The sequence below is a fragment of the Actinoplanes oryzae genome (assembly GCF_030757795.1).
Classification (GTDB): domain Bacteria; phylum Actinomycetota; class Actinomycetes; order Mycobacteriales; family Micromonosporaceae; genus Actinoplanes.
Map to the genome: position 1 here is coordinate 1 of NZ_JAUQWH010000047.1, position 24,768 is coordinate 24,768.

The 24,768-nt window shown below is 71.8% G+C and carries 29 protein-coding genes; 11 read left to right on the top strand and 18 right to left on the bottom strand.

All coding sequences use genetic code 11. The features are described 5' to 3' along the window. Window positions 1–126 precede the first annotated feature (126 nt). Complete coding sequence (tyrS, locus tag RBH18_RS17415) at window positions 127–1,365, bottom strand: tyrosine--tRNA ligase (protein WP_306209073.1); 1,239 nt, start codon at window positions 1,363–1,365, stop codon at window positions 127–129. A gap of 62 nt (window positions 1,366–1,427) precedes the next feature. Here tyrS and RBH18_RS17420 point away from each other — a divergent pair, with 62 nt between their 5' ends. Next, window positions 1,428–2,126 carry a polyphosphate kinase 2 family protein gene (locus RBH18_RS17420; protein ID WP_306208974.1) on the top strand — a complete coding sequence of 233 codons (699 nt, stop codon included), beginning with the start codon at window positions 1,428–1,430 and terminating at the stop codon, window positions 2,124–2,126. On the opposite strand, the gene RBH18_RS17425 is transcribed toward RBH18_RS17420, so the two are convergent. From RBH18_RS17425 to RBH18_RS17450, 6 genes are read right to left on the bottom strand one after another with little or no spacing between them, the layout of a single operon-like run. Continuing rightward, on the bottom strand, window positions 2,114–2,761 hold the full coding sequence (locus tag RBH18_RS17425) for an adenylate kinase family protein (RefSeq protein ID WP_306208976.1): 648 nt from the start codon (window positions 2,759–2,761) through the stop codon (window positions 2,114–2,116). The two genes, RBH18_RS17420 and RBH18_RS17425, sit on opposite strands and share 13 nt — an antisense overlap. Before the next feature lie 13 nt (window positions 2,762–2,774). After that, window positions 2,775–3,365 carry a hypothetical protein gene (locus RBH18_RS17430; RefSeq protein WP_306208978.1) on the bottom strand — a complete coding sequence of 197 codons (591 nt, stop codon included), beginning with the start codon at window positions 3,363–3,365 and terminating at the stop codon, window positions 2,775–2,777. A gap of 38 nt (window positions 3,366–3,403) precedes the next feature. Continuing rightward, complete coding sequence (locus RBH18_RS17435) at window positions 3,404–3,892, bottom strand: type II toxin-antitoxin system PemK/MazF family toxin (RefSeq protein ID WP_306208980.1); 489 nt, start codon at window positions 3,890–3,892, stop codon at window positions 3,404–3,406. A gap of 17 nt (window positions 3,893–3,909) precedes the next feature. Beyond that, on the bottom strand, window positions 3,910–5,106 hold the full coding sequence (locus RBH18_RS17440) for a hypothetical protein (protein WP_306208982.1): 1,197 nt from the start codon (window positions 5,104–5,106) through the stop codon (window positions 3,910–3,912). Window positions 5,107–5,115: 9 nt separating this feature from the next. Continuing rightward, window positions 5,116–5,307, bottom strand: a complete 192-nt coding sequence (locus RBH18_RS17445; protein WP_306208983.1) for a DUF397 domain-containing protein — start codon at window positions 5,305–5,307, stop codon at window positions 5,116–5,118. Further along, the gene (locus tag RBH18_RS17450; RefSeq protein ID WP_306208985.1) at window positions 5,300–6,178 is read right to left on the bottom strand and encodes a helix-turn-helix domain-containing protein; all 879 of its coding nucleotides are present in this window, start codon (window positions 6,176–6,178) and stop codon (window positions 5,300–5,302) included. Before RBH18_RS17450 ends, RBH18_RS17445 begins: the two co-directional genes overlap by 8 nt. A 160-nt stretch (window positions 6,179–6,338) precedes the next feature. On the opposite strand from RBH18_RS17450, the gene RBH18_RS17455 reads away from it, so the two are divergent. From RBH18_RS17455 to RBH18_RS17465, 3 genes are all read left to right on the top strand, one after another. Then, window positions 6,339–6,581, top strand: coding sequence for a hypothetical protein (locus tag RBH18_RS17455; protein ID WP_306208987.1), 243 nt, complete (start codon window positions 6,339–6,341; stop codon window positions 6,579–6,581). A gap of 104 nt (window positions 6,582–6,685) precedes the next feature. Next, window positions 6,686–7,501, top strand: coding sequence for a CAP domain-containing protein (locus RBH18_RS17460; RefSeq protein WP_306208989.1), 816 nt, complete (start codon window positions 6,686–6,688; stop codon window positions 7,499–7,501). A gap of 162 nt (window positions 7,502–7,663) precedes the next feature. After that, window positions 7,664–8,269, top strand: coding sequence for a DNA-3-methyladenine glycosylase (locus tag RBH18_RS17465; protein WP_372338931.1), 606 nt, complete (start codon window positions 7,664–7,666; stop codon window positions 8,267–8,269). Here the strand turns inward: RBH18_RS17465 and RBH18_RS17470 are convergent. Continuing rightward, a complete protein-coding gene (locus tag RBH18_RS17470; RefSeq protein ID WP_306208991.1) occupies window positions 8,217–8,816 on the bottom strand; it encodes a dihydrofolate reductase family protein in 600 nt (199 codons plus the stop codon). The genes RBH18_RS17465 and RBH18_RS17470 overlap by 53 nt on opposite strands. A 111-nt stretch (window positions 8,817–8,927) precedes the next feature. Here RBH18_RS17470 and RBH18_RS17475 point away from each other — a divergent pair, with 111 nt between their 5' ends. After that, window positions 8,928–9,413 (top strand): hypothetical protein, encoded by a 486-nt coding sequence (locus RBH18_RS17475; RefSeq protein ID WP_306208993.1) that lies wholly within the window; start codon window positions 8,928–8,930, stop codon window positions 9,411–9,413. A gap of 242 nt (window positions 9,414–9,655) precedes the next feature. On the opposite strand, the gene RBH18_RS17480 is transcribed toward RBH18_RS17475, so the two are convergent. The 3 genes from RBH18_RS17480 to RBH18_RS17490 are packed head-to-tail and all read right to left on the bottom strand — an operon-like array spanning window position 9,656 to window position 11,729. Then, on the bottom strand, window positions 9,656–10,069 hold the full coding sequence (locus RBH18_RS17480; protein ID WP_306208995.1) for a CBS domain-containing protein: 414 nt from the start codon (window positions 10,067–10,069) through the stop codon (window positions 9,656–9,658). Window positions 10,070–10,114: 45 nt separating this feature from the next. Further along, window positions 10,115–10,981: an NAD(P)H-hydrate dehydratase gene (locus tag RBH18_RS17485; RefSeq protein ID WP_306208997.1), complete on the bottom strand. Its 867-nt coding sequence runs from the start codon at window positions 10,979–10,981 to the stop codon at window positions 10,115–10,117. Continuing rightward, window positions 10,965–11,729: a histidine phosphatase family protein gene (locus RBH18_RS17490; protein WP_306208999.1), complete on the bottom strand. Its 765-nt coding sequence runs from the start codon at window positions 11,727–11,729 to the stop codon at window positions 10,965–10,967. The genes RBH18_RS17485 and RBH18_RS17490 overlap by 17 nt, the downstream gene beginning before the upstream one ends. A gap of 97 nt (window positions 11,730–11,826) precedes the next feature. On the opposite strand from RBH18_RS17490, the gene RBH18_RS17495 reads away from it, so the two are divergent. The 4 genes from RBH18_RS17495 to arfA are packed head-to-tail and all read left to right on the top strand — an operon-like array spanning window position 11,827 to window position 16,433. After that, window positions 11,827–13,131: an extracellular solute-binding protein gene (locus tag RBH18_RS17495; RefSeq protein WP_306209001.1), complete on the top strand. Its 1,305-nt coding sequence runs from the start codon at window positions 11,827–11,829 to the stop codon at window positions 13,129–13,131. A 22-nt stretch (window positions 13,132–13,153) separates the two neighbouring features. After that, window positions 13,154–14,086 carry a carbohydrate ABC transporter permease gene (locus RBH18_RS17500; protein ID WP_306209003.1) on the top strand — a complete coding sequence of 311 codons (933 nt, stop codon included), beginning with the start codon at window positions 13,154–13,156 and terminating at the stop codon, window positions 14,084–14,086. 2 nt (window positions 14,087–14,088) lie between these two features. Then, window positions 14,089–14,949: a carbohydrate ABC transporter permease gene (locus tag RBH18_RS17505; RefSeq protein WP_306209006.1), complete on the top strand. Its 861-nt coding sequence runs from the start codon at window positions 14,089–14,091 to the stop codon at window positions 14,947–14,949. Between the two features lie 2 nt (window positions 14,950–14,951). Continuing rightward, window positions 14,952–16,433, top strand: a complete 1,482-nt coding sequence (gene arfA / locus RBH18_RS17510; protein ID WP_306209008.1) for an arabinosylfuranosidase ArfA — start codon at window positions 14,952–14,954, stop codon at window positions 16,431–16,433. Here the strand turns inward: arfA and RBH18_RS17515 are convergent. After that, window positions 16,426–17,376, bottom strand: coding sequence for a LysR family transcriptional regulator (locus RBH18_RS17515; protein WP_306209010.1), 951 nt, complete (start codon window positions 17,374–17,376; stop codon window positions 16,426–16,428). The genes arfA and RBH18_RS17515 overlap by 8 nt on opposite strands. Window positions 17,377–17,677: 301 nt before the next feature. On the opposite strand from RBH18_RS17515, the gene RBH18_RS17520 reads away from it, so the two are divergent. Together RBH18_RS17520 and RBH18_RS17525 are read left to right on the top strand one after the other, a co-directional pair. After that, window positions 17,678–18,568 (top strand): sulfite exporter TauE/SafE family protein, encoded by an 891-nt coding sequence (locus RBH18_RS17520; RefSeq protein ID WP_306209012.1) that lies wholly within the window; start codon window positions 17,678–17,680, stop codon window positions 18,566–18,568. A 67-nt stretch (window positions 18,569–18,635) separates the two neighbouring features. Beyond that, window positions 18,636–18,767 (top strand): hypothetical protein, encoded by a 132-nt coding sequence (locus tag RBH18_RS17525; RefSeq protein WP_306209014.1) that lies wholly within the window; start codon window positions 18,636–18,638, stop codon window positions 18,765–18,767. A 9-nt stretch (window positions 18,768–18,776) separates the two neighbouring features. Here the strand turns inward: RBH18_RS17525 and RBH18_RS17530 are convergent, their stop codons facing one another. From RBH18_RS17530 to RBH18_RS17555, 6 genes are read right to left on the bottom strand one after another with little or no spacing between them, the layout of a single operon-like run. Next, window positions 18,777–19,286 (bottom strand): hypothetical protein, encoded by a 510-nt coding sequence (locus tag RBH18_RS17530; protein ID WP_306209015.1) that lies wholly within the window; start codon window positions 19,284–19,286, stop codon window positions 18,777–18,779. Next, the gene (locus RBH18_RS17535; protein WP_306209017.1) at window positions 19,283–20,212 is read right to left on the bottom strand and encodes a ParA family protein; all 930 of its coding nucleotides are present in this window, start codon (window positions 20,210–20,212) and stop codon (window positions 19,283–19,285) included. The genes RBH18_RS17530 and RBH18_RS17535 overlap by 4 nt, the downstream gene beginning before the upstream one ends. A 60-nt stretch (window positions 20,213–20,272) precedes the next feature. Then, window positions 20,273–21,505: a M20/M25/M40 family metallo-hydrolase gene (locus RBH18_RS17540; protein ID WP_306209018.1), complete on the bottom strand. Its 1,233-nt coding sequence runs from the start codon at window positions 21,503–21,505 to the stop codon at window positions 20,273–20,275. Beyond that, complete coding sequence (locus RBH18_RS17545) at window positions 21,490–22,191, bottom strand: trypsin-like serine peptidase (protein ID WP_306209020.1); 702 nt, start codon at window positions 22,189–22,191, stop codon at window positions 21,490–21,492. Before RBH18_RS17545 ends, RBH18_RS17540 begins: the two co-directional genes overlap by 16 nt. Next, window positions 22,191–23,312: a hypothetical protein gene (locus tag RBH18_RS17550; protein ID WP_306209022.1), complete on the bottom strand. Its 1,122-nt coding sequence runs from the start codon at window positions 23,310–23,312 to the stop codon at window positions 22,191–22,193. The genes RBH18_RS17545 and RBH18_RS17550 overlap by 1 nt, the downstream gene beginning before the upstream one ends. A gap of 15 nt (window positions 23,313–23,327) precedes the next feature. Next, entirely contained in the window at window positions 23,328–24,755 is a 1,428-nt protein-coding gene (locus tag RBH18_RS17555) for a hypothetical protein (RefSeq protein ID WP_306209024.1), read from the bottom strand. Window positions 24,756–24,768 lie beyond the last annotated feature (13 nt).

The following is a 24,768-nucleotide window of genomic DNA, read 5'->3' on the forward strand; positions in this document are numbered from 1 at the left end:
GGTTGGTTTGGCCCCAGGCCGTCCGCGTCACCCGCGTCCGTCTCCCTGGCGGCTCGGAAAACATTACTCCCCCGAGCCGCCAGCGCCAAATCGGGGGGTACGAGACCCCCGCCACACGTCCGGAAGCTAAACCCGCTCGACGCCGGCGAAGGTCCGCTTCCCCTTGCGCAGCACGAGGAACTGCCCGTGGAGCAGGGCGGACGAGGGCACCACGGCCTCGGCATCGGTTACGCGCTCGTTGTTCACGTACGCCCCGCCCTCCGAGATCGTCCGCCGCGCGTCCCCGTTGCTCTTCGCGAGCCCCGTCTCCACGAGCAGGGCCGCGACCGTGGGCAGCTCCCCGCGTACGGGAGTCAGACCGGTCTCGGACAACGCTGCCCGCAGCGTCGCCGCGGAGAGGGACGCGAGCTCTCCCCGCCCGAACAGCGCCTGGCTCGCCGCCACCGCCTGATCGGCCTCGGCGGAGCCGTGCACGAGCGCGGTGATCTCGTACGCCAGCTCCTTCTGCGCGAGCCTCGCCTGCGGCCGCTCCGCGGTCTCCTTCTCCAGCGCCAGGATCTCCTCGCGCGACTTGAAGCTGAAGTAGCGCAGGTACTTGGCCACGTCCGCGTCGTCGGCGTTGATCCAGAACTGGTAGAAGGCGTACGGCGAGGTCATCTCCGGGTCGAGCCAGGTCGCCCCGCCCGCGGTCTTGCCGAACTTGGTGCCGTCGGCCTTGAGGACCAGCGGGGTGGTGAACGCCTGCACGGGGCCGGCGCCGCGGCGGCGGACGAAGTCGACGCCCGCGGTGATGTTGCCCCATTGGTCGGACCCGCCGAACTGCAGCAGGCAGCCGTGCCGCTGGTGCAGCTCGTAGAAGTCGTTGGCCTGCAGCAGCTGGTAGCTGAACTCGGTGAAGCTGATGCCGGTCTCGAGCCGGTTCTTCACCACGTCGCGGGCGATCATCTTGTTGACGGGGAAGTGCTTGCCGACATCCCGCAGGAAGTCGATCACCGACAGCGACGCGGTCCAGTCCAGGTTGTTGACCATGGTCGCGGCGTTGTCACCGTCGAAGGAGACGAACGGAGAAAGTTGCGAGCGGATGCGCGTCACCCAGCCGGCGGTGACCTCCGGCGCGTTGAGCACCCGCTCGGTCGAGCGCCCGCCCGGGTCGCCGATCTGCCCGGTCGCACCGCCGACGAGCAGCAGCGGCCTGTGCCCGGCGAGCTGGAGCCGGCGCGCGGTCACCACCTGCATGAGGTTGCCGACGTGCAGGGAGGCGGCGGTGGGGTCGAAGCCCACGTAGTACGTGACCGGGTCGCCGTCGAGCAGGGCTCGCAGCTCAGAGGGGTCGGTCGAGTCCTGGATCAGCCCGCGCCACAGCATGTCGTCAACAAGAGTCACCCACCGATTGTCCCGCAGCGCCGGAAGCGAATTAACGTGGCCCCATGGCGAAGAAGAAGGCGCAACAGCAGCTCGAAGAGGCCCAGCAACGGCTGCTCAGGCTGCGGCTGGAGCTCGGCGGTCAGATCGGCGCCAAGAAGATCGGGCCGCCGCTGTGCGTCGTCTTCGAGGGCTGGGACGCGTCCGGCAAGGGCGGCGCGATCAAGCGGCTGACGGCCCCGATCGACCCCCGGCACGTCCGGGTGTCACAGTTCGCCGCCCCCACGTACGACGAGAAGCGCCACCATTTCCTCTGGCGCTTCTGGCCCAAGCTGCCCGGCTGGGGTGGCATGGCGGTGTTCGACCGCTCCTGGTACGGCCGGGTGCTGGTCGAGCGGGTCGAGGGCTTCGCCACCAAGGAGCAGTGGAGGCGGGCGTACGACGAGATCGTCGAGTTCGAGCGCACGCTCACCGCCGAGGGCATGATCATGGTCAAGTTCTGGCTCGACGTGTCGCCGGAGGAGCAGCTGCGCCGGTTCGAGGACCGGGCGAACGATCCGCTGCGCGCGTGGAAGCTCACGGACGAGGACTGGCGCAACCGCGACAAGCGCCCGGCGTACGAGAAGGCGGTCAAGGAAATGCTCGAGCGCACGGATCACAAGAACGCGCCGTGGCACGTGATCCCCGGCGACGACAAACACCATGCGCGGCTCGCCGTCGTCGAGACGGTGTGCGAGGCGATCGAGCAGCGTCAGGGGGTGTAGGCGGGCAGGTCCAGCGTCTTGCGGATGGCCTGCTGCACGTCGTCCTGCGCCGGCCGGGCGTCGATGTCGTGGACGACCTCCTTGCGGCGGAAGATGTCCAGGACCGGCTTGGTCTTCTCGTGGTAGTCCCGGAGCCGCGCGGCCAGCGCCTCGGGGGTGTCGTCGTCCCGGACGATCAGCTCGGTGCCGCAGATGTCGCAGCGGCCCTCCTGCTCGGGCCGGTCGGCGATGAGGTTGTAGTCCATGCCGCAGCCGGGGCACAGCCGGCGGCTCAGGACGCGGCGGCGCACCTCGGCGTCGGGCAGCTCAAGGTGGATCACGGCGTCGATGTCGTAGCTCTCCATGAAGAACTCGGCCTGCCGCCCGTTGCGCGGGAAGCCGTCGATGATGAAGCCGAAGTTCCAGTCGTGCTGGTCGAGGCGGTCGCGCACGACGGACTCGACGAGGTCGTCGCCGACCAGCTCGCCGGCGTTCATCGTGCGGCGGACCTGGGCGCCGAGCTTGGTGTGCTGCTGCACGTGCCAGCGGAAGATGTCGCCGACGCTGATGTGCACGAGGTCGAGGTCCTTGGCGAGCAGCTCGCTCTGGGTGCCCTTGCCGCTGCCCTGCACGCCCATGATGACGTATTTGCGCATGATCTCCGCCCTCCTAGAGCACTGCCCCGACCCGCAGCCGGCCGGGCGCGGGCGCGCCGAGCCGCGACGGGTCGATGCTCCACGCGCCGGCCACGCGGAGCACGTCCTGCTCGGACACCAGGATCGTGGTCTCCTCCGCCACCAGGGCGGCGAGCTCCTCCTCCAAAGTGACCGGCTCGGCCGCCAGGTAAACGGGAGGCAGGCCCAACTCGAGCTCGACCGGAGTCGGGTCGCCGAACCACGTGGTGACGTCGCCTGTCTGGCCCACATACCCGAAAGCGCGGATCAGCTCCCCCTTCTCCGCGCGCTGCCAGCGGTGGATCTCGGTGACCCGGTGGGTGGCGAACTGCTGCACCTCGGTCCCCAGCCGCCCGGAGAGATCGACCACGTCGGCCGGGTGGTTGAGCAGCCGCCGCCCGACCGCGAGGGTCCAGCCGTCGAGGGCGGGCGTGACCGCGATCCGGTCGTCGGTCAGGTGGGCCACGTCGAGCCCGTCGCGCCACGGCACCTCGCCGAGGTCCCGCAGCCCGAGGGCGTCCACCAGCGCCTGCTGATCGACGCCCCGGACCGCCAGCCATGCCTGTTTTGCACCGAAACCCACCATTGCCGTCACGGTAGACGTCAACTCGCCCGCGGGCCGCGTTATGCCCAGTTGTAGTTGCGCCGCAGGATCGCCGCCACCCGGTCGAAGCGGGCCCGGTCCAGCACGGCGCCCTCGCGGCGGATGCCGTCCTCGTCGACCTCGAGCACCCGGTCGAGCCGCACCCAGCTGGGCCGCTCCTCGCGGTCCCAGGCCCCGGGGCCGAGCGCGAGCCAGTTGCGCTGGCCGTCCCGGTCGCTCTGGGAGGACAGCATCAGGCCCAGGAGGGTACGCGCGTCGCGCCCCACCACGAGGACGGGACGGTCCTTGCCCTGGTGCGGGTCGTCCTCGTACTTGACCCAGGTCCACACGACCTCGCCCGGGTCGGCGTCGCCGTCGAGGTGCGGGGCGTACTCGACCTGGCGGCCGCGCTGCCCGGTGGGCACGTGCCGCGCCGGGCGCCGCGCCGCCGTGCCGGCCGGAGGCTCGGGAGCGCGCCGGGGTGCCACCCGCTGCGCGACGCCGGTGATGGTTCGCAGAAGTCTGTTCACATCGCGCACTGTAGCGATCAGCCGTCGGCGGGCCGGTAGGCGATCTCCGGGTCGAGCAGCGCCGCCCACTCCGGCTGCCACGGCGCCGCCCGCGCCTCGACTTCCTTGCGCAGGTTGGCGCGCCACGGGCCGAAGGTGTCGTCGTCCGGCCACCACGGCGGCCAGGAGTCGTAGCGGCGCTCGACGGTCACCTCCGTGGCGGTGGTGGTGACGCGGAGGAAGAGCCATCGGCCGTACGCGTCGTCGGCCTCGGCCGCGCGCAGCCGCCGGACGAGATCGCTGAGCTCGTGGAACATGCCGAAGCGGCCCTCCGCGGGGCGCTCGGCGGGCGGCGGGTCCCCGACCTGGGCCTCCAGGCTGCTGTCGTCGGCGTAGACGCTGACCTGGCACCGGCCGTCGCCGGCGGGGGCGCGGCCGCGCAGCCAGGTGGCCAGGGCACCGAGCTCGCCGGTGCCGACCGGAACGGGCCGGTCGCGCTCGGGCTCGCGGTGCATGGCCGCCCAGATGAGCCGGTCGTGGTCGGCGTCGCTGAGCTTGCGGACCCGGCGGCGCTCCGGGGGCCGGCCGGGCGGGCGGGCCGGCGGCTCGACGTCGCCGAGCAGCCCGGCGCGGGTGGCCACGGCGAGGCCGACGCGGATGTCGGGCACCTGGGTGGTGAGCCTGCCGAGCAGCGCGTGCAGGGCCGGCGAGCCGAACCCGGCCAGCAGCCGGGCGGCGGCCGCGGCGACGTCGGCGCGCTCGGCCGGGGTGTCGACGTCGTGCTCGCCCCACTCGAAGACGAACTCGGCGAGCTCCCGGCACGCGTCGTCCTCGCCGAGGACCGGGCCGGCCGTCGTGCCCAGGCCGTCGCGCAGCTCGTACGGGACGCGGCGCCAGCCCCCGGCGTCGTACCAGTAGGCGTAGCCCAGCTCGTCGCGCCCGGCGGGACCGGTGAGCTCGTCCCACGGCAGCCACTCCGGGGCGCCCGCGAGCAGGTCGAGGGGCGGCTCGGCGTCGACGGTCGCGCTGTACTCGTGGTCGTAGCCGTAGAGCACCGCCCGGCCGCCCTCGACCAGCGTGAGGTGCGCCCAGTTGCCGCCGCCGTCGTCGTGGTGGGCGCCGGCGACGGTGATCGACCAGGTGTCCTCGTGGCCGAGGGCGCTCAGGGCGGCGGCCAGGGTGGCCCACCGTCGCCACAGGTCGGCGGGGGTGCCGAGGTCGGCGGGATCGCTCACCCCGCCAGGCTATTGGGCCTTGAGGCCCGCGACGAAGGCACGCCACGCCGTTTTCGGGAAGACGAGCGCCGGGCCGTCGGGGTCCTTGCTGTCGCGTACGGCCACGACGTCCACCAGATTGTCGGCGACCTCCACGCAGTCGCCCCCGTTGCTGCCGCTGCGCGTGCTCTTGTGCCAGCGCGCACCGCTGAGGTCAGGCATCGCTCTCCTTGATGATCGTGCCGATGAGATCCTCGGAGGCGCGCCGGCCGAGCGCGACTTGTTCCAGCTCAGCCCACACGCCGCTGTAAGTCTCCACTTCGCGGGGCTTGTCCAGGTAGAGGGCGCCGGTCAGATTCTCGCAATAGATGGTCGTCGGTTCCGGGGCGGCGGCGCCGACGGTCGGGAAATCGAGAATGGTGAACGAACCGGCGCTTGACGCGGTGTGCGGTCCGGCCTCGAAGGGGATGACCCTCACGCTCACGCCCGGGCGCTGGCAGATGTTGACGAGATGGGCGAGCTGCTTCTGCATGCCCAGCGTGTCGGCGATCGTGCGGCGCAGCACGCCCTCGTCGACGAGCACGTCCAGGCGCGGGGGCGGCGGGCTGGCCCGGCGCAGCAGCTCCTGCCGTTCCAGGCGGACGGCGACGGCGTTGCGCACCCCGGCGTCGTCGAGGTCGGCGCGCTGGCGGAAGACCCATTCGGCGTACTCGGGGTTCTGCAGCAGGCCCGGGATGACGCTCGGGGCGTAGTGGCGCAGCCGCTCGGCGGCGGTCTCCATGCCGACGTAGAGCTCGAACCAGCCGGGGACGACGTCGCCGTAGGCGTGCCACCAGCCCTTGGCCTTGGACTCGCGGGCGAGGCCGACGAGCACCTCGGTGATCTGGGCGCCGGCGCCGTAGAAGGAGCACATGGCGAGCACGTCGTGCTTGCGCAGCGCCACCTCGCCGTTCTCGATCCGGTACATCCGGGCGCGGGAGAACTCGAGCTCCTCCGCCGCGGCCATGAGGGAGATGCCGGCCCGCTCACGCAGCTGCTTCATGAGCCGCCCGGCCTGCCGCCTCGGGACCGTGGAGCCCGTTTCGACGCCCACTCCGACCTCCAGTGTCAGAAAGTTTGCAGTTGTCCCGAACGAGACGGCGAGAATCCCGATCCAGGAAATCTCGTACTGGTGCATTGATGGTGGAGAGTATGTGACGCACGCTCCTCTGTGTAGCCCCCAAGTCGCCGTAAGTGATCTTCAGAGGAGAACCATGCCGGGCAGTTCCTCCACCGAGCACCTGCCGGCCCGGCCGTCCTGGGACTGCCTGGTCTGCGAGCGCCCCTGGCCGTGCGCCAACGCGAAAGCCGACCTCGCGGCCCAGTACGACCACTTCCCCGCCGGGCTCGCCATCTACATGGCCTCGGTGATGTACGACGCCGTCGCCGACCTCACCGCGCGCGGCGAACCCACCCCCGCCGACCTCTACGACCGCTTCCTCTCCTGGGTCTCTTAGTTCTTCGTGTGTCGATCCTTTAGCCCTCCTTAGGAACGTCCGCCCCGCCGCCCCGGCCGGTCATAGTGCATGTCGCAACGCTGTCCGAGTCTGTGAGTGCCGAGGTGACCAGTTCCGTGTCGATGTCCGCTGCCCGACGTTTCCGGTACACGCTGGCGGCGGGAGCCACCGCCGTGGTGATCGGGGCCGGCTTCACGGTCATCGGCGTGGCCCGCTCCGGCGACACCGTTCCGGACAACGCCGCCGCGAACGCGCCCCTGACCACCCAGGCCCCCGTCGACCTGGGCGGCACCCCGGACGCGGATCTGCTGCTCGACGAGGAGGCCGCCTCCCTGCCGCCCTCGGTGCCGCCGTCGGCCTCCCCCAGTCCGTCCAAGACGGCCAGCCCCAAGGCGAGCCCGTCGACGCGCAAGGCCAGCCCCAAGGCTTCGTCGAAGCCGGCCGAGACCGCCAAGGCGAAGAAGACGAAGGCGGCCTCGACCTCGGCGCCGTCCACGAGCGGCTCGGTCCTCGACCAGGTGCTCGCCCACATCAACGCCGCCCGCGAGGACGAGGGCCTCGACGCCCTGACCCTGGACAGCGACCTGTCGAAGGCCGCGGCGATCCACAACCAGCTGATGATCGACGGCTGCGGGCTGAGCCACCAGTGCTCCGGCGAGGGCGGCATCGGCGACCGCTTCAGCGCCCAGGGCGTCAAGTGGAGCTCGGCCGGCGAGAACATCGGCTACGGCAGCGCCGGCTCCAGCGACTCCGCCAAGGTGGGCGCGGCCAACGGCCTGACCGACAGCATGCTCGCCGAGACACCGCCCAACGACGGCCACCGCAAGAACCTGCTCAGCAAGGACTTCGAGCGCATCGGCCTCAGCGTGGTCCGCGACAGCAAGGGCATGGTGTGGATGACCCAGGACTTCGTCGGATGATGCGGCCCGACCACTTCCGCCGGCGCCGCCGCCCGCTCGAGTTCGGGCCGACGCGGCCGTTCGGACCACAGCGCCCCGCCGCGACGATCGTGCCGGGCAAGCGCCGCCGCCCGGGCGGACCGCGCCGCCCCGCCAACTGAGGGGCCGGGCAGACTGGTCGGCGTGACTTGGCTCGAACTTCCCGCCGCCCGTGTCGACGAAGCCGCCCGTGATCTGCTCGGCCGGCGGCTGGTCGCCAACGGCGTGACCGTCCGGCTCACCGAGGTCGAGGCCTACAGCGGCCTGGGCCAGGACCCGGCGAGCCATGCCCACCGTGGCATGACGAGCCGCAACGAGGTCATGTTCGGCCCGGCCGGCCGGCTGTACGTCTACCAGATCTACGGCATGCACTTCTGCGCCAACATTGTCTGCGGCGAGGCGGGCGTGGCGGCCGCTGTCCTGCTCCGCGCCGGCGAGGTGGTCGACGGCCTCGCCCTCGCCCGCGAGCGCCGCAGCACCCGCAGGGACACCGACCTCGCCGCCGGCCCGGCCAAGCTGATGCAGGTCCTCGGCCTCGACCGCGCCGCCAACGGCACCTCCGTGATCGACGGTACGGGCCCGGCCACGCTCGCCCCGGCGGACGGCCCGGCCGGCCCGATCGTCGCCGGCCCGCGCGTCGGCGTCACCGCCGCCCACGACGTCCCGTGGCGCTTCTGGATCGACGGCGACCCGACGGTCAGCTCGTACCGCCGGCACGTCCCCCGCCGCCGGCCCGCCGGTACGACGTGACGTCCGCGCCGCCGGCGAAGCTCCGGCTGCCGGTGACGGTGAACGCCGCCGGGTCGAAGCCGCCGTCGACCAGCGGCAGCCCCGCGCCGGCCAGCACCGGGTAGCGCTTGACGACGAGCTCGTCGATCTCCGGCAGCAGGGCCGCGGCGAGCTTTCCGCCGCCGCAGAGCCACAGGTCGAGGCCGTCGGCCGCCTTCAGCTCCCGCACGTACGCGGCCGGGTCGCCCGTGACCCACTCCACCGGCCCGCCGGACCGGGGCGTCCGCGAGAACACGATCTGCCGCAGGTGGGCGTACGGGCTGGTGACGCCCTCGTCCAGGCCCACCTGGTACGTCGCCCGGCCCATCAGCACCGTGTCGAAGCGCTTGTTCGGCGTGCCCTCGATGCCCAGCGCCGGGCGGAAGGCGGTCGGGACGGTCTCCGGCTGCACCTCGTTCATGGCGGTCATCAGCTCGGCGTCCATCGGGAAGAACGCGGACTCCCCACCCGGTCCGGCGATCCGGCCGTCAATGGTCACCGCGACGTAGTAGACGAGGCGTCGGCTCATCGCCGGATGATCCCACGGTGGCGGAGATGCCGGAGGGACCGGGAGGCCGCGGGCGCTGCGAAATCGGCGAAAGCGCCACCGCGCGGCAGGGCGGCGGTTAACGTCCGTGCCGTGATGTCTCGACGGGTGCTGGTGCTGCTGGACGTGCTGTGCCTGACCGGCGTGCTGTGGTGCGGCGTGCTCATCGGCGGGCTGCTGGGCGGGGCCGCCACGCTGCCGACGACGCCGGTGGTGCTGACGGCCGCGGCGCTGGTGCTGCCCGGCTTCGTCGCGGGCATCCTCACGAACAGGCGGGCGCTGCGCGGGCGGCGGCCGCAGAGCTGGTTCATCCCGGCCGTGTGGGCGCCGCCCGTGGAGCTGCCGCGCTGGGGGCTGCTGGCCGCCGGGGCGGTGCTGGCGGCCTTCTGGGTGGCGGGGCTGTCGGCCTTCGCCGGGATGAGCACCGACTCCCGGCCTGGTGAGCCGGCCGCCCACGAGGTCCGTGCCGAGCAGCGCTTCGCCCTCGGCGTGCTCGGCGGCGTCGGGGTGGGCGGCACCGCGCTGGCCGCCTCGACGATCCTGCGCGAGCGCCGCACGGGCCAGCGCCGCACGGCCTGACGCCGCCGCCTGCCCCGCCGCCGGCCCCGCCGCAGGCCCGGCGGCCCGGCGAGGCCCGCGGCGCGGCAAGCCCCGGGCGGCCCGGGGCAGGGCACGGCCCGGCCCGGGGTGAGGACCGCGGGACCCGGCCCCCACCCCGGGGACCACGACCATATCGGACATAGACGGCAGCCGTTATCCGGGTGCCGGCGCGCCCGGCGGCCGCCTGATCGGGCCGGTCAGGTGGTGCGTGACCGGGCCGGTCAGGTGGTGATGGCGTCGATCAGGTCGCCGACCGGGCGGTCCGGCAGGGCGCGGGCCACGTCGGCGAGCGCGACGATGCCGACCAGGTCGTGGCCGTCGATGACCGGCAGGCGGCGGACCTTGTGCTGGGCCATCGTGCGCAGGATCTCGGCCGCGTCGTCGTCGGCGCCGATCGTGACCGGCTTGCCCTGCGCCAGCTCGCCCGCCTTGACGCCGGCCGGGTCGTGCCCCTTGGCGAGGGCCTTCACCACGATGTCACGGTCGGTCAGCATGCCCTTGAGGCGGTTGTCGGCACCGCAGATGGGCAGCGAGCCGACGTCGAGCTCGGCCATCTTGCGGGCGGCGTCGGCGAGCGTCTCCGCCTCGGCGACACAGGTGACATCGGCTGTCATGATCTCTCGGGCGGTGGTCATCGGTGACCTCCCCTTCACTGGGCGTGAACAGAAGGCGTACCCGCTTTACACAGTGGCAATCGTGAATGCCACCTCGTCGACCAGCTCGCGGGCCAGGAAGCCGACGCGGCCGTAGCGCGGGGCCAGGCGCTGGCCGCTGACGGCGTGGACCCACGCCGCCCAGCACGCCGCCTGGGCCGGTTCGGCGCCGCGGGCCAGCAGGCCGGCGACGATCCCCGCGCGCACGTCGCCGCTGCCCGAGGTGCCCAGCCCGGTGTCGCCGCTCTCCTCGCGCCACGCCTTGCCGTCCGGGGCGGCGATGTGGCCGTAGAGGGAGACGGTGGCGCCGTAGGAGGAAGCCAGCTCGGCGGCGACGGCGGCCAGGTCGTCGCCCGGCTCGCGGCCCAGGAGGATCTCGGCCTCCGTGACGTTCGGCGTCAGGACGACCCTGAGGTCGCGGCCCGCGAGCAGCTTGGGCTCCTTGCTCAGCGCGCCGAGGGCGTACGCGTCGAGCACCACCGACGACGACCCGGCCGCGTCGAGCAGCTGGTGCATGAGCCGCAGCGTCTCGTCGACGTCGTCCAGGCCGGGGCCGACGGCGAGGACGTCCGCCTTGCCGGCCAGCTCGAGCAGGTGCTCCGGCACCTCCCCGGAGACGGACCCGCGCCCGGTCTCGGGCAGCCCGACGACCTTGGCCTCGGGCACCCGGATGCTCAGCGCGGCGGCGGTGGACTCGACCACGGCCAGCTGCAGGCGGCCCGCCCCGGCGCGCATCGCGGACTCGCCGGCGAGCAGCACCGCGCCCGGGGTGAACCGGGAGCCGCCGACGACCAGCACGGTGCCCCGGCTGGTCTTGTCGCCCGCCGGGTCCGGCAGCGGCCACCCGCGCAGCACCGCCGGGGTGATGACCTGCTCCTCATTGCGGGCTGGCATCGACGTCCTCCTGCTTCGTGTGCGGGGCGCCCTCGTCCTTGATGTGCGCCACGTCGTTGAACAACACCGGCTGCAGGCGCCCGTCGCGGCGCTCCCACGTACTGATCGAGCAGTTCGCGATCGTGGTCTCGTGCGCCACCTTCATGAGCTCCTCCTCGCTGAGCTGCTCGGCGAGATAGCGGACCAGCAGCACGATCGCCTCGTGGCCGAAGAGGACGATCCGGCCGCCGGGGTGGTCCTCGCGCAGCTCGCGCAGCAGGGCGCGCAGGCGCAGCAGCACGTCGGCCCAGGACTCGCCGCCCGGGGGACGGTAGTAGAACTTGCCGAGCCGGGCCCGCCGGGCGTACTCGTCCGGTAGCCGGGACTGCACGCCCCGGCCGGTCAGCAGGTCGAGGACGCCCAGCTCACGGTCGCGCAGCCGCTCGTCGACCACGAACGGGATCCCGGTGTCTCCGAGGGCGATCTCCGCCGTCTGCCGGGTGCGCAGATACGGGGACACCACCACGAAGCCGGGACGCTCCTCCGCCAGCCATGAGCCGACCGCCGCCGCCTGGTCGCGCCCGGCCTCCGACAGCGGGACGTCGGCGTCGCGCTCCGGGATGTCGATCGCCTCCAGGCCGCTCGTCTCGGCGTCCTGCGCGATCACATTGCCCGTGCTCTGCCCGTGCCGGACGACAGCCAGCCACCGCAACTCCTCCATGACCACGCCATTACCCCGCCGGGCGGCCGCTACGCCAGCCTCGATCACCGGAGAAGTCGATCATTCTTGGTTCGGTGGCGGTCCTTCTTGACTGGCGAACGTCGGGCTCTGGACCCGTCCGGCGGCCGGACGGCAGGCTCACGGCATGGCCCTCACCCGACGCGCCCTGCTGGGCGGTTCCGCCGCTGCTGCGGCCCTCGGGCTGACCGGGTGCGCCGGCTTCACCCCCGGACGCGACACGGGCGGCTCCGTGGACTTCTGGAATCTCTTCGGCGGTGGCGACGGCCTGCGCATGACGCAGATGCTCGACGCCTACCGCAGTTCCCACCCCGGGACGGACCTGAGCGCCGTGACGCTCGCCTGGGGCAACCCTTACTACACGAAACTGTCGCTGGCGACGCTCGGCCAGAAGCCGCCGGACGTCGCCGTCTCTCATTTGACCCGCGCGAAAACGTTGGTCACGGCCGGGCTGCTCGAGGAGCTGCGCCCGGAGGACCTGGCCCGGCACGGCATGACGCCGGACATGTTCTCGCAGCGGCCCTGGGAGGCCGGGCTGGTGGAGGGCAAGGCCTACGCCATCCCGATCGACACGCACCCGTTCGTCATGTTCTACAACACCGACATCTGTGCCAAGGCCGGCCTGCTCGGTTCCGACGGGACCCTGGCGCCGCTGGACACGCAGGAGAAGTTCATCGACGCCCTCACCAAGGTCAAGGCCGTGACCAAGGGGTACGGCGGGGTGGTCGCGATCGACGGCGACGTCGCCAGCCCGTGGCGCATCTTCCAGTCCCTCTACGCGCAACTGGGCGGCCAGGTGCTCGCCGACGAGGGCACCAAGGTGGTCATCGACGACGACAAGGCGACCGAGGTCTTCACGTTCATGCAGAAGCTCACGAGCAGCGGGCTGATGCCGGGCAGCGTGGACTACCAGGGCGCGATCGCGATGTTCGCCAACGGCCAGGCGGGCTTCTACTTCCAGGGCGAGTGGGAGATCTCGACGTTCCAGACGGCGAAGATGCCCTTCTCGATGACGCTGTTCCCGAACGTGTTCGGCGGGGGGACGTACGCGGTGCAGGCCGACTCGCACACGCTGGTCATCCCGAAGCAGCCGACCCGCGACCAGGCCGCGCTGGACCGCTCGCTCGACTTCATCAAGACGATGCTGGAACAGAGCAAGACCTGGGCCGAGGGCGGCCACGTGCCCGCGTGGAAGCCGTTCCTCGACAGCGCCGAGTACAAGGCGATGACGCCGCAGTCCAACTACGCGGCCGCCGTCGACGGCGCCACCTACGACCCCGAGGGCTGGTACTCCGGCTCCGGCTCCAACTTCGAGATCGTCTGCAGCGCGGCCATCGGCAACGTGCTCGCCGGGCGGGAGACGCCGGCCGCCGCCGTCTCGCAGATGCGCGGCAACCTCGACCGGCTCGCCAAGACCGCCCCGCCCGTCTGACTCGTCGAAAGGAGGTGCCTCCATGACCACCACCGAGACCGCCGTACGCACGCCGTCCGCCGAGGAGCCCCTGGCCGAGAAGAAGCGCGGGTACGGTCTGCCCGCCGCGGGCTTCCTGGCGCCGTTCCTGCTGGTGTACCTGCTGTTCATCATCGGGCCCGGGCTCTACGGGCTGCTGATGAGCTTCTTCGACACCAGTCTCGTCAAGCCGGGCTTGTCGAGCTTCGCCGGGCTGGGCAACTACACCGAGGCGTTGCAGAGCGGGGACTTCTGGTCGTCGCTGTGGCACACGCTGTGGTTCACCATCCTGACCACGCCGCCGCTCATTGTGCTGGCGCTGGCGCTCGCGCTGCTGGCCGACCGGGTCAAGCACGGGCGCTGGTTCTTCCGGCTCGCGTTCTTCGCGCCGTACATCCTGCCGTCGGCCGTGGTGGCGCTGATCTGGATGTTCCTCTACACGCCCGGGCTGGGCCTCATCGAGGTCAGCCTCGGCAAGATCGGCATCACCGCGCCGAACTGGCTGGGCGATCCGTCGTGGGCCATGCCGTCGCTGGCGATCACCACGCTGTGGTGGACGCTCGGCTTCAACTTCGTGCTCTACCTCGCCGGCCTGCAGGAGATCCCGCGCGACCTCTACGAGGCGTCGTCGATCGACGGGGCGTCGCCGTGGCAGCAGATCAAGTCGATCACGCTGCCGCTGCTCGGGCGCACCACCACGCTCGTCTGCGTGCTGCAGGTCATCGCGTCGCTCAAGGTCTTCGACCAGATGTACATCATGACCTCCGGCGGGCCGGACTTCGCGACCCGCTCGATCCTGCAGTACGTCTACGACGAGGGCTTCACCAACTTCCGCATCGGCTACGCGTCCGCCGTCTCGATGCTGTTCTTCCTCGTCGTCCTGGCCGTCTCCGCGGTCTGGTTCACCATCGTCCGCCGCCAGGAAAAGGGGGTGTGACCATGAGCATCGCGACGCGTCCTCCCGCCACCGCCGCGAGCGTGGCCACGCGCACGAAGCTGTTCAACCGCATCTGCGCCGGCGTGCTCATCGCCTTCGCCCTGCTGTGGCTCGTCCCGCTGCTGTGGGCCCTGGACACCGCGCTCAAGCCGAACGCCGAGACGGTCAACACCACCTGGGCGATCAACGACCCGACGGTGTCGGCCTTCGGCCGGATCCTGCGCGACACCGACATCGTGCAGTGGTTCGGCGCGAGCATCTTCATCTCCACGCTGACCGCGGCCGGCACGGTGCTGCTGGCGAGCCTCGCGGCGTTCGCCCTGTCCCGCATGCGGTTCCGCTACAGCAACGTGGTCTTCTGGTTCGTGCTCGCGGGCATCATGATCCCGAGCCAGGTGCTGATCGTCCCGCAGTTCCGGGAGATGGACTCGTTCGGCCTGCTCAACACGTTCTGGGCGGTCAGCCTGCCGCAGATCCCGACCGCCGTGGCCGTCTTCATCTTCAAGCAGTTCTTCGACGGCCTGCCGCGCGAGCTGGAGGAGGTCGCCCGCATGGACGGCGCCGGCTGGCTGCGCATCTACCGGCGGATCATCATGCCGCTGGCCCGCCCGGCGGTCTCCGCGGTCGCCATCTTCGCGTTCGTCACCTCGTGGAACGACCTGCTGTGGCCCCTGCTCGTGCTGAGCAACCCCGACACCATGACGATCCCGGTCGGGCTCGCCACGGTGCAGGGCACGTTCGGCATCCGGTACGCCGACACCATGGCGTCCGCGATCCTCGGCGCGATTCCCCTCGTCGCCGTGTTCCTGCTCTTCCAGCGCAATATCGTCGAAGGCATCGCCGGCAGCGGCCTGAAAGGATGAGAATGCTCAACGCTTCCCTGACCGTCGACCCCGCGTACACGATCGGGACGGTGGACCCGCGCCTCTACGGCTCGTTCGTCGAGCACATGGGACGCTGCGTCTACACCGGGATCTACGAGCCGGGTCACCCGTCCGCGAACGGCGACGGGTTCCGGCAGGACGTGGCGGAGCTCGTGCGCGAGCTGGGGGTGCCGATCGTCCGGTACCCCGGCGGCAACTTCGTCTCCAACTACCGGTGGGAGGACGGCATCGGGCCAGTCGCCGACCGGCCCCGGCGCCTCGACCTGGCCTGGCGGTCCCTGGAGACCAACGAGGTCGGCGTCGGCGAGTTCATGACGTGGGCCCGCGCGGCCGGCGTCGACCCGATGATGGCCGTCAACCTGGGCACGCGGGGGCTCGAGGCCGCCCGCGACCTGGTGGAGTACTGCAACCTGCCGGGCGGGACGTACTGGTCCGACCTGCGCGGCGGGGATCCGTACGGGATCAAGGTGTGGTGTCTCGGCAACGAGATGGACGGGCCCTGGCAGACCGGGCACAAGACCGCCGAGGAGTACGCCCGGATCGCCGTCGAGACCGCCAAGGCGATGCGCCAGGTCGACCCGTCGATCGAGCTGGTCGCGTGCGGCAGCTCCAACCGCGCGATGCCGACCTTCGGCTCGTGGGAGGCGACGGTGCTCAAGGAGGCGTACGAGGCGGTCGACTACATCTCCGCGCACGCCTACTACCAGCAGCACGGCGACGACCGGGCCAGCTTCCTCGCGGTGGCCACCGACATGGACGCGTTCATCGAGGAGGTGGTGGCGACCGCCGATCACGTACGGGCGGTGAAGCGGCAGTCGAAGCGGATCCACATCTCCTTCGACGAGTGGAACGTGTGGTACCAGAGCCGGTTCGTCGGCGAGACCAACCTCGAGGTGGAGCAGACGCCGCGGCTGATCGAGGACGTCTACTCGGTGACCGACGCGGTCGTGGTCGGCAACCTGCTGATCTCGCTGCTGCGCCACGCCGACCGGGTCAAGATCGGCTGCCTGGCGCAGCTGGTCAACGTCATCGCGCCGATCATGACCGAGCCGGGCGGGGCGGTGTGGAAGCAGGCGTCCTTCCACCCGTTCGCCCTGACCGCCCGGTACGGGCAGGGCACGGCGCTGCAGACCGTGGCGTCGGCCCCTTCCGTGCCGACTTCGCTGTACGGCGACGTGCCCGTGATCGACTCCGTGGCAGTGTCCTCCCCGGACGGTGTCGTGATCTTCGCGGTGAACCGGTCACTGGACGACTCGGTTGCCCTGGATGTCGATCTGCGGTCGCTGCCTTCGCTGTCGGCGGCCTCGCACACGGCGCTCTTCGACGATGACCCGGACGCGGTCAACACCGCCGCTTCTCCCGATCGTGTGGCGCCGAAGACGGTGGACGACCCGAAGATCGACGGCGGGCGGCTGCAGGCCGTCCTCCCGCCGCTGTCCTGGAACATGATCCGGGTCAGCTGACGAGCTCCTCCGGCGCGCCGCCTGTCCAGCCCCGTTCGGTGGCCAGGCGGCGCGCCGCCGCGATCAGGTCGAGGACCTGCGCGGACGGCTCGTGCGCGCGCCACAGCAGGGACCAGGGATAACGCGGCGCCACGGGGCCGAGCGGGCGCCAGCGGACATCGTCCGGCCAGCCGGAGGTCGAGGCGGGGGCGCACAGCACGCACCGCTTCTCCGCCACGAGATCGACGGCGGCCCGCAAGGTCTGCACGGTGCCGGGGAAGCTCGCCGGGAAGAAGCCCGCCAGCTTGCACATCTCCGACACGAACGCGTTGAACTCGGGGGCCACGTCGCCGTCGGAGAGCAGCAGGGTCTCCTCGCGCAGGGCGCCGACCGGGACGTGCGGCAGGTCCGCGTACGGGTGATCGGCGGCCATCAGCACGCCCAGCGGATCGTGCCGGAACACCTCGGCCGCGACACCCGTCGCCGGGCCGGGCAGCCGCCCCACTCCGACGTCGAGCCGGCCGTCGGCGAGCATCCGGCACTGCTCGGGCACGCCCGCCTGCACCTGGTGGATCTCCAGCTCGGGCTGCTGCCGCTGCAGGGCGCGCAGGACCGGGCGGATCGCGTCGTAGCCCTCGTCGAGCACGCCCAGCCGCAGCGTCGGCGCCGCCGTGCCGCGGGCCTGCTCCGCCGCGCGCTCCACGTGGTCGAGGATCTGCCGCGCCTCGACGAGGAACCGGTCGCCGGCCTCGGTCAGCCGCACGTGCCGGGTGGTGCGGTCGACGAGCTGGACCCCGACGGCCCGCTCGAGCCGCTGCACCTGGGCGGTGAGCGCGGAGGGGACGATGTGCTCCCGGGCGGCGGCGCGCCCGAAATGCAGCTCTTCGGCCAGGGTCACGAAGTATCGCAGCTGCCGCAACTCGATCCGGCCACCGTGCGCCGCGGAGGGTAACGAGCTGACCACCATGACACCCTCCCGAGGATCACCTTCGATCGATGCGTCCTCCGGAGTGTTATCGCTAACACTGCCGTAGTCAATACGTAACCCGGAAGCAATGATCTCCCTGTGGGTCCGCTGTTAGCGATCACAACCCATCCGGGCCGTCTCGGGAAGGTTCCCGGCGAGCCCGCTTTTCCGGATATTTACGCCTTTGCCGCAGGCCCCTGGTTTCCGCCCGTAGTGAACGCTCACCTGGCCGAGTTAAAGTCCACAAAATCGACCCAGTTGGTAGACAAGGAGGGAGTCCGTCCCGGAGACTTCCGGGATGGATCTCACCCTGGCGCTCGCCGGCCTCGGTGTCGGCATCGTGGTCGGCCTCACCGGCATGGGCGGCGGCGCCCTCATGACCCCCGTCCTGGTGCTGATCTTCGGCATCCCCCCGGTCGCCGCCGTCTCCAGCGACCTCGCGGCCAGCGCCGTGATGAAACCCTTCGGCGGCTGGGTCCACGCCCGGCGCGGCACGGTCAACTGGCGCCTGGTCGCGTGGCTCTGCGCGGGCAGCGTCCCCAGCGCCTTCCTCGGCGTCCTGATCCTGCGCGCCCTCGGCGACGACGAGACCGTCCAGCACATCATCAAGATCTCCCTCGGCGTCGCCCTCCTGCTCGCCGCCGGCGGCCTCCTGCTCAAGGCCTGGGTGGGCCGCGGCCGGCCGGCATCCGCCGAGCCGATCGTCGTGCGCCCGGTCCCCACGCTGCTGATCGGCGTCGCGGGCGGCGTCATCGTGGGCATGACCAGCGTCGGCTCCGGCTCGCTGATCATCGTCGCCCTGCTGGCCCTCTACCCGACGCTGCGCGCCAACGATCTCGTCGGCACCGACCTCGTCCAGGCGATCCCGCTGGTGCTGTCGGCCGCCGTCGGCCACGCCCTCTTCGGCGACCTGCAGCTCGACCTGGCCGCGGCCGTGCTGCTCGGCTCGATCCCGGGCGTGCTGCTCGGCTCGCGCATCTCCTCGCGGGCGCCGGGCGGCATCGTCCGGGCGGCATTGGTGATCGTGCTGCTGGCCAGCTCCCTGAAGCTCCTCGACGTCCCGACGACAGCCGTCGGCATCATCACCGGCGCGGCGATCCTGGTGGCAGTGGGCATTGCCGTCCGGCAGCGCACCCGCCGGGCTCCCGAACCGCGCGAGCAGCGCGCCCCGGAACGGGCACAGGCTTGATAGTTCTGGCTGACTTTCGTGGGACCGCACCTCCCGGAGATCGTTCGACGACCACGATCTGCTCGCGGTGCAACGGCAACGGGCCGCGCTGACCGACGATCCGGTGCCGCTGCTGGCGATCAGCCGCAGCGGCGTGACCGCCCGGGGTCTCGACGCGGCCTTCGGGCCGGACGATCTGCTTGCCGCCTGGGCGCGGTAGGGCGGGCGGTCACCAGGCGCTCAGGCCGGCGTACTTGCGGTGGGTGCCGATGGCGTGCTCGACCAGCTTGCGCACCGCGTCGGACTTGAGGGTCGCCGGCTGCAGCGTGAGACCCGCGGCGGCGGCGACGGCGATGAGGTCGGCCTTGGTGGCCTTCTTGCCGTTCAGCTGGAGCTTGTTCAGGTACGCGGTGCCGTCGGCCGCGGAGGGCTGCCCGCGCAGCTCCGCGATGATCGCTGAGAAGTCGGCGCCCGCCTCGGGAACCGCTCCGGGAACCGGCCCGGGAACCGGGTGCCGCGCCGGCCCGCCGACGGGTCCACCGGCACGCACGACGGATCCACCGGCAGGCGCGGGTTCAGCGACGGGCGCGGCGGGTTCAGCGACGGGCGCGGCGGCGGCCACGGCGGTGAGGGTCGATCGGCCCGCTGCCAGGTCCGACAGCTGGGTCGCGGACTGGGTCGCGAGGAACTCGAAGACCCGGTGGAGAAGCTTGACGGTGCTGGTCAGATCGATGGTCACGCTCGGGCCCTCTCTCCGGCGACCGCCTCGACGAATTCGCCGATCAGGGCGCGCATCTCCTGGCTGACGGGATGGTCCAGCGGGCCGCGCAGGATCGCGGGCACGCCCCGCTCCCCCGACTCCGCGAAGTACTGGGGACTGTTGCGCACCGACGAGCCGAAGATCGGCATGATGCCGGCCTCGCGCAGATTCTCCATCGGGGTGCGCTGCGCGATGATCGGCTGCTCGGAACGGACCTGGGTCATGGTGAAGGCGACCCCGGCGAACCTCGGGTCGATGCGCCGGGCGAGGGCGTCCTCGTCGGCGAACTCGTTGTACCGCGTGACCAGCTTCTCGACGCTCGCCTTGAGGTAGCCGATGCCGATGGTGGACAGGTAGTCCGGCTTCGCGGGCACCAGGACGAAGTCGCTCGCGACGATGGCGGTCTTGGTCACCAGGCCGAAGTTCGGGGCGCAGTCGATCAGGACGATGTCGTACGCCCGGAAGGCCGGCGCGCGCAGCGCCTCGGCGAGGCAGCCGTGCACCTCCAGGAACTTGCGCCGCGACTGGGCGGGCGTCATCCCGCCGAGCAGCAGCGCCAGCTCGAGGTCGATGTCGATCAGCCCGAGGTGCGAGCTGATCAAATCGAGCCGGCCGCCGCTGCGGGCGACCCGTTCGTTCACCCGCGGCGGGCTGAGCACCAGGTCCTCGAGGCGCATCTCGGCACTCGACGGCCCGCTGTCGTACCACCGCTTGATCGTGCGCCGCTCGCGCAGCTCGGTGTTCCACTCCTCCACCGTGAAGAAGGAGAAGGTCAGGTTCGTCTGCGGGTCGAGGTCGATCATCAGGACCCGATAGCCGTTGTCGGCTATCTCCGCGGCGACGTTGGCCGTGAGCGTCGTCTTGCCGACCCCACCCTTGTAGTTCATCACCGAGACGACTGGCACGCGCGACCCCCATGAGTTCGGACGGGAATCGTAGGCACCTGGTGTCCCCGGGGTGCCACATCAGAAAGACGACAGCGTCCGGCCGTAACCTCGGGCGCGGGGCGCTGACCGGCGCGGATGCCGGGGTGGCGGGGGGCCGGGCCGGGCCAGGGCGGTCAGGAAGTGCGCGATCGTGGCGGTGGCTCGGCGCGCGGTGGGGAGGTGGAAGCTTTCGTCGGGGCCGTGGGCGTTGTCCTCGGGCAGGGCGAAGCCGAGCAGCACCGGGTCCACGCCCAGCGCGCGGCGCAGGATGCCGAGGGCCGGGATCGTGCCGCCCGAGCGGGGGAAGATCGGGGGGACGCCGAAGACGGCCGTGCAGGCCTCGGCGGCCTCGGTGAGGCCGGCAGTGGCCGGTGGCACGGAGATCGGGTCGGCGGTGGACGTGATGCGGACGGTGGCCGCGGGGTCCCGGCGCAGAACGGCGGCGACCCAGCCGGCCAGCGCGGCGGTGTCCTGCCCGGGGGCCACGCGGATGCCGAGCCGGGCGAGCGCGGTGGCCGGGATGATGCTGCTCGTGCCGGGTCCGGTGTAGCCGGCACGCAACCCGTGCACCGACAGGGCGGACCGCCGGGCGGCGCGCTCCGGCTCGGAGACGACGGCGGGGAAGCGCTCGTCGAGGCTTGTGACCAGGGCGCACAGAATGGTGGCGGGGTTGGGGACCAGGCCGCCGTACCGGCCGGAGTGCAGGTCCCGTGGCGGGCCGTCGACCCGCAGGTCGAGGGTGGCCGAGCCGCGCAGGGAGCGGACGATCGCCGGTTGACGAGAAGAGGGCATCATCGTGTCGGAGACCAGCAGGACGTCGGCGGTCAGCGGGTGGCGGGCCAGGAAGGCCGCGAGGTGCGGGCTGCCGATCTCCTCCTCGCCCTCGTAGAGGCACGTCACGTCGAGTGGCAACCCGGCGCAGGCGCGCAGGGCGGCGAGCTGGCAGAGGATCGGTCCCTTGTCGTCGGAGGCACCGCGGGCGTACACGCGGTTGCCGCGCAGGTGCGGCGCGAAGGGCGGGGACCGCCACCCGGGGCCGGGCGGCTGGACGTCGTAGTGGCCGTAGAGCAGGACGGCCGGGCCGGGGCCGGGACGGCGGCCCAAAACGACCGGGTGGCCGCCGGTGGGCCGGACGGAGGTGTGCAGGCCGGCCGTACGCATGTGGGCCGCCAGCCAGTGCGCGGCGGCGCGGACGTCGGCGGAGTGGCGGGGGTCGGCGCTCACGCTGGGCAGCGCGGTGAACCGGGCCAGCGCCCTCAGGAACGGACCCACGTACGGATCATCAGCAGTTTGCGGGGAGTCAGGCGGACGCCCGCGTTGAACCGGCCGGCGACGCTCGCCCGGTGCAGGCCGACCAGCGTGGGCCGGCCGTCGTGGGTCAACCAGATCGGGCCGCCGCTCTGCCCGGTGTCCGTGGCGATGCGGTATTCGAGCTGCTCGGGCCGCACGCCGGTGAGCAGGCCCTCGGCGACGTAGAGGTGGCTGCTGCCCTGGTCGCGGGGATAGCCGGCCACGCTGACCAGGCCGGCGCTCAGCACGCGGTCGGGCAGCGTGCTGACGTGCCGCCAGTGGCCCAGCCCCGGCTGCGCGCCCAGGTCGCGCGTCAGGGTCAGGACCGCGAAGTCGTACGCCGCCACGGCCGAGCCGCTGGCGAACTCCCGCGGGACGTCGATCCGGCTCGCCATGGCATGCCCGAACGGCTCGCTCGCGCCGTCCTTGCCGGGAGCCACGCTCACGAACTGCGCGTTGCGGACGTGGTGGGCCGCGGTGAGCACTTTGTTCGGGGCGATCAAGGTGCCCGTGCCCACCCGCCGCTGCTGCGCACCACCGGGCCCGGCCGAGATCGTCATGAGGTGGCAGACGTACCGGAAGGGCTCACTCGTCGCCGGCGTGACCCGGCGGCGCGCGTCCGGCGGGAAGACGGCGTACTCGACCAGCGCTTCCAGGGCGGGATGCATCAGCCGGCCGGTTGCCGCTGCGGCAGGGCATGGGCCTGTTGCCGCCGCGCGTCCCAGGGCAGCGCGGGCGGCCGGCGCCGGCGGTAGCGGTCCCCGGAAAGGGCCTCAAAGCTGGTCACCCACTCCTCCGCGAACTCGGCGATCTCCAGCAGCAGCGCCTCGAAGCGGGTGCGGTCGGTCTGCAGCACGTGCGACTCGGCCAGCCAGCGCAGCACCGCACGCCCGGAGACGGCCATGCGCTGACGCAGCGAGGTGGTGAGCGGCTCGCGCATGTAGCGGGTGAGGACCTCCTCGATGACGTCCCAGTTGGTACGGGCGCCGAACTGCTCGCGGATGTCCGGGGCGGCCAGCAGGTTCATGGCCTCCTCGAGCAGCGCCATCACCTCGACGCGCAGAACGCTGATGTGGCCGTACGAGGCGTACTTGAGGTTGTTGCGCAGGTCCAGGCCGGAACGGCGGACGGCCGCGATGCTGCCGAAGCTCGGGTCGAAGGCCCGCTCGCGGATCACGTCGGAGATCCGCTTGTCCCGGAAGAAGTCCGCCACCTCGTAGTTGAAGCCCGCGAACAGACTCTGGAAGGGCCGGTTGGGCCGCCCGCCGGCCGGGGGCGGCACGTTCCCAAAACCGAACGCCCGCTGGTAGGCCGCGTGCCGGTCGCGCAGCGTGTAACGCAGCACCTCGCGCCGGTCGAAGCGGTAGAGCCCGTACGCCCCGGGGCCGCCCGACAGCCGCAGCGTCCCCGCCTCGAACAGGTTCTGCAGCATGGCCACGACGCGGAACACGCCGAGCCGCTCGTGCTGGTAGATGTAGTACAGGTCGGCGGTCGCGAGCAGGCGCTCGGACTCGACCGTCTCGTCGTACTCGTCGACGCCCGCCGCGAGCCGCGTGGAGGCCAGATCGGGCACGGCCTCGTCGCCGATGCCGACGAGCGCGGCGAGCCCGTTGTCCGCCGGTGGCGCCGTGCCGTTGCCGGCCCCGGCGAGCAGCGCGCTGACCCGCCGGTCGATGTCCTCGGCGAGGCGCGGATCCGCGCTCAGCCGGCTGCCGAGCAGGTCGGTGAGCTGTGCCCGCAGCGCCGCGGCCCGGCTCCGGAGCTGTTCCGTGTCACGAACGGTCGCCATGTCACACCTTCCTGATCAGAGTACGAACTTGACGGGCGTGCCGCCCGGACGGGACACAGTCAGCTCCTTGAGATCCTTGGCGCCCGCGGACGTGATCGGCACGAGCAGCTCCTCGTCGCCGGCCGGCACGACCGACGAGAAGGTCTGCGAGCTCTTGCCGACGAGCACGACGTCGGCCGCGGGGCTGAAGCCGGAACCCGTGATGACCAGCGCGTCCTGCAACCCGGGCCACAGCCGGGTGCCATTGGCCTGCAGCGGCGAGCGGCGCAGCGCGACCTGGACGTCGAGCACCTCCACGTCCGGCAGCAGGCGCAGGGCGAGGATGCGTACCTCGCGCACGCGGTCCTGCAGCGTGATCAGCGAGGAGCGAACCGGTGTGCTGCCCACCCCGGAGAGGGTGAAGGTGCCGGCCGGGGGCACGGGCAGCGAGGCGATCACGTCGCCCAGGGCGTCGTCGAGCGTGTCGGCCTCCTCGGCGAAGGAGGCGATGCCGTCCTGCCCGCCGAGGCGCAACCGGTCGGCGCCCGTACGCCCGAACGCCTCCACCCAGTCGAGCACCGACCCGAGGCTGACCGAGCGCCCGTTGGACAGGACGGGCAGTTCGGTCTCGGCGCGCTCGACTTCCGCGCGTACCAGGGTGTCCCGGGTTTCCTCGACGGCACGGACCACGACGCTCAGGCCGCGCTCGATCTGCACGATCTGGGTACCCAGGAACGGGCGGCCGCCGGCGAGCGGGTCGAGGAACACGCGGTCGGCGATCCACCCGGAGACCAGCGCGGCGCCGTCGCTGACGATCGTGCATAACGTGGTGAAGATCTGCTCGTCGCGGACGCTGGAGATGTTCTCGCGGATCATCCCGAAGACGTCGCGCAGCCGGCCCAGCAGCCCCTCCGCGGTGTCGGCGGTGACGGCCACGGGCGGCGTGCCGAGCACCGCGGCCTCCCCGGCGAACTCCGACAGCAGCTGGTCGACCCGGTCGATGTTGGGCCCGCCGGGGTAGGCGAGCTCCGCGAGGACCTGGTCCAAGGTGGTGTGCACGAGGGCGCGTACGTCGCGGATCTGGTCCTCGTCGGGCACCAGCTCGAGCGGCTGCAGCGGATCGAGGTTGCGGTAGATCGCGTCGCGCGACGCCGTGGCCCGCGCCACGATCGTGGCCTGCGCGCCGGTCAACGCCCCGCCCCCGTTCGCCGTGATCAGGCCGCCGGTGGACGGGCGGCGGTAGGAGAACTCGGTGCGGCCGTTGTACTCCTTCGTCTCGAACGCGCGGACCAGCAGCGCCTGGAAGTCCTGGCCGTTCTCCGGCTTGGCGCCCAGCACCGACTCGATCGCCGCGTCCACGATGCCGGCCCCGCCGGTGGCCTGCCCGTTCTTGCCGTTCCCGCCGTTCTGGTTGCGCGACAGGAAGGAAGCGGCCTCGATGATGGTCTGCTCGACGGTCGTCATGACGTACTCCTCG

Coding starts and splice junctions, on each gene's coding strand:
- tyrS (WP_306209073.1), bottom strand. CDS start 1,365: ATGCTGTGGCGCGGGCTGATCCAGGACTCGACCGACCCCTCTGAGCTG.
- RBH18_RS17420 (WP_306208974.1), top strand. CDS start 1,428: ATGGCGAAGAAGAAGGCGCAACAGCAGCTCGAAGAGGCCCAGCAACGG.
- RBH18_RS17425 (WP_306208976.1), bottom strand. CDS start 2,761: ATGCGCAAATACGTCATCATGGGCGTGCAGGGCAGCGGCAAGGGCACC.
- RBH18_RS17430 (WP_306208978.1), bottom strand. CDS start 3,365: ATGGTGGGTTTCGGTGCAAAACAGGCATGGCTGGCGGTCCGGGGCGTC.
- RBH18_RS17445 (WP_306208983.1), bottom strand. CDS start 5,307: ATGCCTGACCTCAGCGGTGCGCGCTGGCACAAGAGCACGCGCAGCGGC.
- RBH18_RS17455 (WP_306208987.1), top strand. CDS start 6,339: ATGCCGGGCAGTTCCTCCACCGAGCACCTGCCGGCCCGGCCGTCCTGG.
- RBH18_RS17470 (WP_306208991.1), bottom strand. CDS start 8,816: ATGAGCCGACGCCTCGTCTACTACGTCGCGGTGACCATTGACGGCCGG.
- RBH18_RS17480 (WP_306208995.1), bottom strand. CDS start 10,069: ATGACCACCGCCCGAGAGATCATGACAGCCGATGTCACCTGTGTCGCC.
- RBH18_RS17485 (WP_306208997.1), bottom strand. CDS start 10,981: ATGCCAGCCCGCAATGAGGAGCAGGTCATCACCCCGGCGGTGCTGCGC.
- RBH18_RS17495 (WP_306209001.1), top strand. CDS start 11,827: ATGGCCCTCACCCGACGCGCCCTGCTGGGCGGTTCCGCCGCTGCTGCG.
- RBH18_RS17500 (WP_306209003.1), top strand. CDS start 13,154: ATGACCACCACCGAGACCGCCGTACGCACGCCGTCCGCCGAGGAGCCC.
- RBH18_RS17505 (WP_306209006.1), top strand. CDS start 14,089: ATGAGCATCGCGACGCGTCCTCCCGCCACCGCCGCGAGCGTGGCCACG.
- arfA (WP_306209008.1), top strand. CDS start 14,952: ATGCTCAACGCTTCCCTGACCGTCGACCCCGCGTACACGATCGGGACG.
- RBH18_RS17520 (WP_306209012.1), top strand. CDS start 17,678: ATGGATCTCACCCTGGCGCTCGCCGGCCTCGGTGTCGGCATCGTGGTC.
- RBH18_RS17545 (WP_306209020.1), bottom strand. CDS start 22,191: ATGCATCCCGCCCTGGAAGCGCTGGTCGAGTACGCCGTCTTCCCGCCG.
- RBH18_RS17550 (WP_306209022.1), bottom strand. CDS start 23,312: ATGGCGACCGTTCGTGACACGGAACAGCTCCGGAGCCGGGCCGCGGCG.
- RBH18_RS17555 (WP_306209024.1), bottom strand. CDS start 24,755: ATGACGACCGTCGAGCAGACCATCATCGAGGCCGCTTCCTTCCTGTCG.